Below are 5717 nucleotides of genomic sequence, written 5' to 3' on the forward strand. Positions count from 1 at the left end.
TGCGGTTTCTCATGACCACACAGGGGACATTTCATTAGACTGTTCCAGAGCAACTACACCTTGTTCAGTCTAGCAGTCCCACGTTTCCCCCTCGCATGACCAATCAAACTCTCAGGCGCACAATGGAAAGCGGAAAATGTTTCGCAAGTTCTTCTGCACCGCTGTGCCTATCTCAATGGGCAGTTCTCAATCTAAGACTTGCAAAACTGGGATGCACCCGGGCGATCGCATGACTTTATTGTCAGTTTCGTCGCGAATTAGCAACCTACGGAAAGTGGAATTGGAAGCGGTAGATTATGCGATTTTGGAGACGATACAGCGGTCGTTGTACTTGACATCGAGACAGATGCGGTACTTGGAAGTTATGGAAAAAGATTATGGCGTGAGTCAATGAAAAGCGCTTGGCTTACAGATTTTTGATGTGGTTTGTTGTAGAAAGAAAGTAAATATGGTAAAAATATTATAAGCATAAAATACTAATAATTTGACTTGTAGTAGAATGATTTCTGGCTGAGAATATCGCCACTAAAACAGAGTTTTAGGATTCATCAGAGGTAAACAAGATGTTTTTCTCTCGTCGTACTATTCAGCTTACCGTTTTTTGCAATACTACCGATAAACCCATAAATATCTCCGTTGGAGCTGATCTCGATGTCAGATTTAGAGAGAAAATAGTGTTCTCTCAATTCATTTCACCTAAGCCGTTTGGATTGCCAAAATGGATGTCTGGCAGACTTGACTCTGGATAAATAGGAGGTGATTGCACTGAAAGCAATACAACTGCTTCATCAGGCGTACTAAAGCCATGACTAACACCCGCAGGAATGTAGATAGTATCTCCAGCTTTAACGCCAGAGTTGTTTGCGTCTAACGTCACAATTGCTGTTCCTTCGAGAACGTAAATGAAGGATTCGGAAGCTGCGTGTGTATGAGGTTTAAGCGTAGCTCCTTTGGAAATTTCTACCCGATCAAATCCAACAGTTGGAAGCTGTTCGTGAGATAGCAATCGAGTAATTGTTGCGCCAAAAAGTTCTTCAGAGCTGAATTCTGTGAGGTGCTTTATTTCAACTCCGTTTGCTGAAATAATCATTGTGTTATTCTCTGCTATTTTTTGAGCTTAAACAATATTGTTCTTCTGATTTAGAGTGATAAGATGGTTTGCCAACTCCGATTCAGACATGAAGACGACGAGTGAATATATATATTCTAGGTTATAAAAACTACAATCGTGTATCTGCTACTAAAATTTAGGTGAATTTTTTACAATTGAAAATCTACTTTGTCGATAGATGATTTGATGAACTGTTGGTTATAAAGTCCTAGCAATTAATACAATGAACTAGAACAATTTAGACCGAAAGATATAGAGAACTGAACTAGAAGATCGCGTTGGGGAGGTGGAGTAGTCTAGCAGCGATCGCGCTCAAATGCTTCTTCTAACAGATGAAAGTCTTGACCAATTGCGTAGACTTTAATTTGCTGTTTGTTCGCTTCCTCGACCGATCGCATCTAGCAAGAATAAGCCAGCATCCTTGTGCAATCCTAAATTTTGCTGGGGACACCCGTGTTGAGTCAAACATCTCGGACAACCGAATTCACAATCGCACTCCAGCGCTAGCGATCGAGCTTTAGCAGCAAACTTGGGTAGTTGGTGGAAGATCGCTTCAGCCGCACCATTACCGCCAGAACTAGTATCGAAGAAGTAGCCGACTGTTTTGTCTGCCGATCTGTCCACGACGGTATCGACATCAAGGCTAGACGACAAAACCACCAACGGCACGGCTTTGACGATTTCCACCCCTCTTTCTGCCATCATTTCTTCCAAGTCTCGGTAAGATAAGGCATAGCGGCAGTACCAGCGGACATTGAGCAGGATAATTTCAGGCAAAAAGTGCCGCCACTTGAACAAGGAAGCTGTAGACATTGGAGGGAGCGAAGGCAGAACTGAGCTTGTCTACCCTACCATTAACGGTTTTTGCGACACAACCTGCGCGATCGCATCTGGCAAAAGTAGGGTGTTCAAATCGCGCTTCTGCATCGTCGATCGAGTCAAAAGCTTTACAGCATAATAGTCTTATCGCATCTTTTGCTCAAGGAACTCTAGAAAAACTCTGACTTTCATTGGAATATATTTGCGACTGGGATAAAGTGCGTTAATTGGGATCGGTGCTGATGAACACTGGGGTAGAACATTCACAATATTCCCACTTTGTAACTCTTGCTGAAACAGAAACTCTGGGAGTAGTCCAATTCCTATTCCAGCAACGATCGCTTGATAAATAGGGGCAATGTCATTACTCAGTAGTCGTGGACGAATGGAGAGCGTTTCTGTTTCTTGATGTTCATTGTGCAATGTCCAGGTTGTTTCGTTTTGACCATGAGCCATATGAAGCAGCGGATGACTGTGCAAATCAGCAATTGCTTTTAGTTTATCAGCAGTTTTGAGATAAGTTGCGCTAGCGAAGAGTTTCAGACGACCTGTACTAATCTGCCGCACGCCCAAGGTTGAATCGTCTAGTTGCCCAATCCGAACAATCCGAATCGCGAGATCATATCCTTCTTTCACGATGTCCTCATATGCCGTGGTCGCATGGAGAATCACTCGAATATCAGGGTAGGTCAGCAGAAACTCCGGCAAATTGGGTGCAAGAACAGTCTGAACAAACAATATCGTGGCGGTCACTCGGAGCACGCCTTGCGGATGCTCTTGGAGACTCGCGATCGCATCATCCGCCTCTTGTAACGCATCGAGAATCGGCAAACAGTTTTCGTAATACAGTCGTCCTTCTTCAGTCAGAGCAACCCGTCGTGTCGTGCGATGAAACAATCGCACCCCCAGCCGTTGCTCTAGCGCATTGACCTTCAAACTGACTGTAGATTTAGGCAAGTCTAGCGATCGTGCTGCTGCAACAAATCCTCCGAGTTCCGCAACTTTGAGAAAAATTAAAACAGCGTTTGCGTCATTCATACCTGTACTTGCTGTATTAAGACGAATCAAAACTTCGCGATTGTCCAGCATTATAAACAATCAATCCATAAAAACCACCTTTATCTATATAAATTGGTGAGTTATTCTAAGGAGAAGTTTGGAAATTAAATCAGTATCACGCGATGAAACAAGTTTTGAACAAATGGTGTGCCCGATAACTCCTCGAAAGTGAAGAAAGAATTGGCGCAATCACCCGCTGATAAGAAATGGAGCTAAAGCATGAGCAGAACAGGAACGCTGCATGGCGACGAATTTCAACTTCTAAGACAGCGAGTGAGCGGCTCGGTGTCGGCTTACGGAGACAAGCAGTACGACGAGCAACGGACACCCTGGCTCGAAGTTGTTGACCAAAACCCTTTAGCCATTGTGAATGCCCAAACGGTGCAAGACATTGTAGAGACAATTCGCTTTGCCCGCGAACGGAACCTACCTTTGGCAGTGCAAAACACAGGTCATGGAATCGCCCGTCCCTGTAACGGAGGCATCCTGCTACGATTGGCAAAGATGAAGGACATTAAGGTAGACGCGACCGCTCGAACCGCGATCGTCGAGCCTGGAGTGCAGTCCGGTGAACTGCTAGCTGAGATCGAGCCATTCGGTTTCGCGTTTCCGACGGGTCAGGTGTCCAATGTAGGGGTCATTGGCTACACATTAGGCGGTGGCGTGGGGTGGATTGCCCGCAAATTCGGCGCAGCCTGTCATGCGGTGAAAGCGGCGACGGTGGTGTTAGCGGATGGTTCTGTCGTGACTACGACGGCAACTGAGCATCCGGATCTCTTCTGGGCATTACGCGGGGGCGGGGGAAATTTTGGAGTAGTTGCTGCTTTGATGATAGACCTTTTCCCGCTCGGCAAAATCTTTGGCGGGCTTGCCTATTACCGCTTGGAAGACGCTCCAGCGGTGCTGCGTTTTTATCGGAAGTGGTCAGCAGATCTCACGGATGACACGACCACTGTGCTGCGGCTCATGCTAGTACCTCCGAACCCAAAGAATCTGTTGCACCTGCATGGCTTACAAACCTGCGCGATCGGCATCTGTCATACCGACGAGTCAACGGCTGACGCATTGAATCAACAAATTCTCGCGTTCAAAGCGCCTGAGATCAATGACCTTGAACTGCGATCGTATTCTGAGATGGCTCAGTTTGATCGGGCTTCCAGTTTGCAAGGAGCAGCTTCTTTCGGCAATTTGGAGTGCCTACAAGAGTTAAGCGATCCTATACTAGATGGGCTAGTCGCGATCGCACATCAGTATCTGCCGCCATTGGGAGTGATAGAGTTGCAGCAGTTTGGGGGTGCGTTGAGCAGGGCGAACGAGTCTGCATCCTACACGGCTCCCAGCGTGCCTTTTGTTCTCCATCTGGTGTCCCCCACGCTGATGGCTTCGCTGGAAAGACTCGCGCTCGACACCCGGAAGGCATATGACTCACTGGGTGAAGTCTACACGGGCGAAACCTCTTACAATTTTCTGCGCGGCGATCAGCAAGACCGTGTTCCGGCTGCATTCGGTGCAACAAAGTATCGGCGTTTGCAAGCACTCAAGCAGCACTACGATCCAACCAACATTTTCTCATTCAACATGAACATCCCGCCTCGGTGAGCAAGGGGAACGTCAAGGCGCGGTTAACAGACGTTGATATTGTTGATAGTCGTCGTCTAGCCAAATAAAGCAATCGATTGATTGATATGGACAAATTGCTTCAACCGGAAAATCTACCAAGCGTTACATAGGAGCGTAAAAGCATGAAAGTTTTAGTCGTAGGAGCCGCTGGCAAAACTGGTAAAGCTGTGGTCGAACAGGCTGTAGCCGCTGGTCATCAGGTCACTGCTTTCGTTCACAAAGCTGACGAGTATAATGTCTCGAACGTTCGCATCGTTGAAGGCGATGCTACCGATAGTGCAGCGATCGATGCCGCAATTGTTGGTCAAGACGCAGTGCTCGATACGATCGGTGGCAAAACGCCTTACAAGGAAACGACGCTGGAATCGAGCGCTGCCAGCGCCATCATCGCTTCGATGCAGCGAAATGGGGTGCGCCGTCTTGTGGTTACGTCGATGCTGGGCGAAGGAGAGAGTAAGGAGAATGCCACTTGGTATGAGCGCTTACTGGTTTCAACGATGTTGCGCGGTGCAGACAAAGACAAAGCAGCAATGGAGTCTGCTGTTGAAACGAGCGGTCTAGAGTGGGTGATTCTGCGCCCCGCTCTCCTCAACGACGATCCGGCTATGGGCAATGTTCGAGTATTTGATCCCGCAACGGGCGAGAAGGCGCATAAGATTACTCGTGCTGACTTGGCTGCCTTTATGCTTGCCCAGCTTTCCAGCAACAATTACCTCCATCAAGCCGTGACGATCGCAAATAGCTAAGAACGCTGTGCTCGATACGATCGCTCAACTGCCACAAGACCGCAAAGCTTAGGAAAGACAAGCATCTCAATGTTTACCTCAATGAAATTTAAAGCGAAGGAGTGACCATGACTCAAACAGCCGTTGCTGCATTTCTACAAACCGTCAAACAAGATCCAACTTTGAAGGCAAAACTCAGAGCAGTAGTCGATATGGGGTCTTGTCTTAAAGTCGCCCAAGCGTCCGGCTACGACTTTACTCCTGAAGAACTTGAATTCGAGTTACTAACCAGAGCATAGAATGGTGAACAGTTTTAGGCAGCGGAGTAAGCAACATGTTTCTCACGAAAAAAGTTTTGTACAACGTGTGGTTGACGTTGTGTA

General features: G+C 47.0%; 7 protein-coding genes and 1 pseudogene. 4 read left to right on the plus strand and 4 right to left on the minus strand.

The window, feature by feature from the left end; all coding sequences use genetic code 11:
- The first annotated feature begins 136 nt into the window (after positions 1-136).
- A complete protein-coding gene (locus H6G17_RS31945; protein ID WP_192162717.1) occupies positions 137-394 on the plus strand; it encodes a hypothetical protein in 258 nt (85 codons plus the stop codon).
- 288 nt (positions 395-682) lie between these two features.
- On the opposite strand, the gene H6G17_RS31950 is transcribed toward H6G17_RS31945, so the two are convergent.
- The 4 genes and pseudogenes from H6G17_RS31950 to H6G17_RS31960 form a co-directional block, all read right to left on the minus strand.
- The gene (locus H6G17_RS31950) at positions 683-1090 is read right to left on the minus strand and encodes a cupin domain-containing protein (protein ID WP_192162718.1); all 408 of its coding nucleotides are present in this window, start codon (positions 1088-1090) and stop codon (positions 683-685) included.
- 381 nt (positions 1091-1471) lie between these two features.
- Positions 1472-1816 (minus strand): DUF1998 domain-containing protein, encoded by a 345-nt coding sequence (locus H6G17_RS31955; RefSeq protein WP_347276498.1) that lies wholly within the window; start codon positions 1814-1816, stop codon positions 1472-1474.
- Positions 1790-1924: pseudogene (locus H6G17_RS33785) on the minus strand (IS6 family transposase); the annotation flags it as partial. The pseudogene H6G17_RS33785 and the gene H6G17_RS31955, both read right to left, overlap by 27 nt.
- Before the next feature lie 150 nt (positions 1925-2074).
- On the minus strand, positions 2075-2968 hold the full coding sequence (locus tag H6G17_RS31960) for a LysR family transcriptional regulator (RefSeq protein WP_206757200.1): 894 nt from the start codon (positions 2966-2968) through the stop codon (positions 2075-2077).
- Between the two features lie 240 nt (positions 2969-3208).
- Here H6G17_RS31960 and H6G17_RS31965 point away from each other — a divergent pair, with 240 nt between their 5' ends.
- The 3 genes from H6G17_RS31965 to H6G17_RS31975 all read left to right on the plus strand — a co-directional run bounded on the left by H6G17_RS31965 (position 3209) and on the right by H6G17_RS31975 (position 5633).
- Positions 3209-4588, plus strand: a complete 1380-nt coding sequence (locus tag H6G17_RS31965; protein WP_192162721.1) for an FAD-binding oxidoreductase — start codon at positions 3209-3211, stop codon at positions 4586-4588.
- Between the two features lie 143 nt (positions 4589-4731).
- Entirely contained in the window at positions 4732-5355 is a 624-nt protein-coding gene (locus tag H6G17_RS31970) for an NAD(P)H-binding protein (protein WP_192162722.1), read from the plus strand.
- Positions 5356-5462: 107 nt separating this feature from the next.
- Positions 5463-5633 (plus strand): Nif11-like leader peptide family natural product precursor, encoded by a 171-nt coding sequence (locus tag H6G17_RS31975; RefSeq protein ID WP_192162724.1) that lies wholly within the window; start codon positions 5463-5465, stop codon positions 5631-5633.
- Positions 5634-5717 lie beyond the last annotated feature (84 nt).

Origin of the sequence: Chroococcidiopsis sp. [FACHB-1243] (assembly GCF_014696895.1) — a bacterium.
Taxonomy (GTDB): domain Bacteria; phylum Cyanobacteriota; class Cyanobacteriia; order Cyanobacteriales; family Chroococcidiopsidaceae; genus Chroococcidiopsis.

Coding starts and splice junctions, on each gene's coding strand:
- H6G17_RS31945 (WP_192162717.1), top strand. CDS start 137: ATGTTTCGCAAGTTCTTCTGCACCGCTGTGCCTATCTCAATGGGCAGT.
- H6G17_RS31950 (WP_192162718.1), bottom strand. CDS start 1,090: ATGATTATTTCAGCAAACGGAGTTGAAATAAAGCACCTCACAGAATTC.
- H6G17_RS31955 (WP_347276498.1), bottom strand. CDS start 1,816: ATGATGGCAGAAAGAGGGGTGGAAATCGTCAAAGCCGTGCCGTTGGTG.
- H6G17_RS31960 (WP_206757200.1), bottom strand. CDS start 2,968: ATGAATGACGCAAACGCTGTTTTAATTTTTCTCAAAGTTGCGGAACTC.
- H6G17_RS31965 (WP_192162721.1), top strand. CDS start 3,209: ATGAGCAGAACAGGAACGCTGCATGGCGACGAATTTCAACTTCTAAGA.
- H6G17_RS31970 (WP_192162722.1), top strand. CDS start 4,732: ATGAAAGTTTTAGTCGTAGGAGCCGCTGGCAAAACTGGTAAAGCTGTG.
- H6G17_RS31975 (WP_192162724.1), top strand. CDS start 5,463: ATGACTCAAACAGCCGTTGCTGCATTTCTACAAACCGTCAAACAAGAT.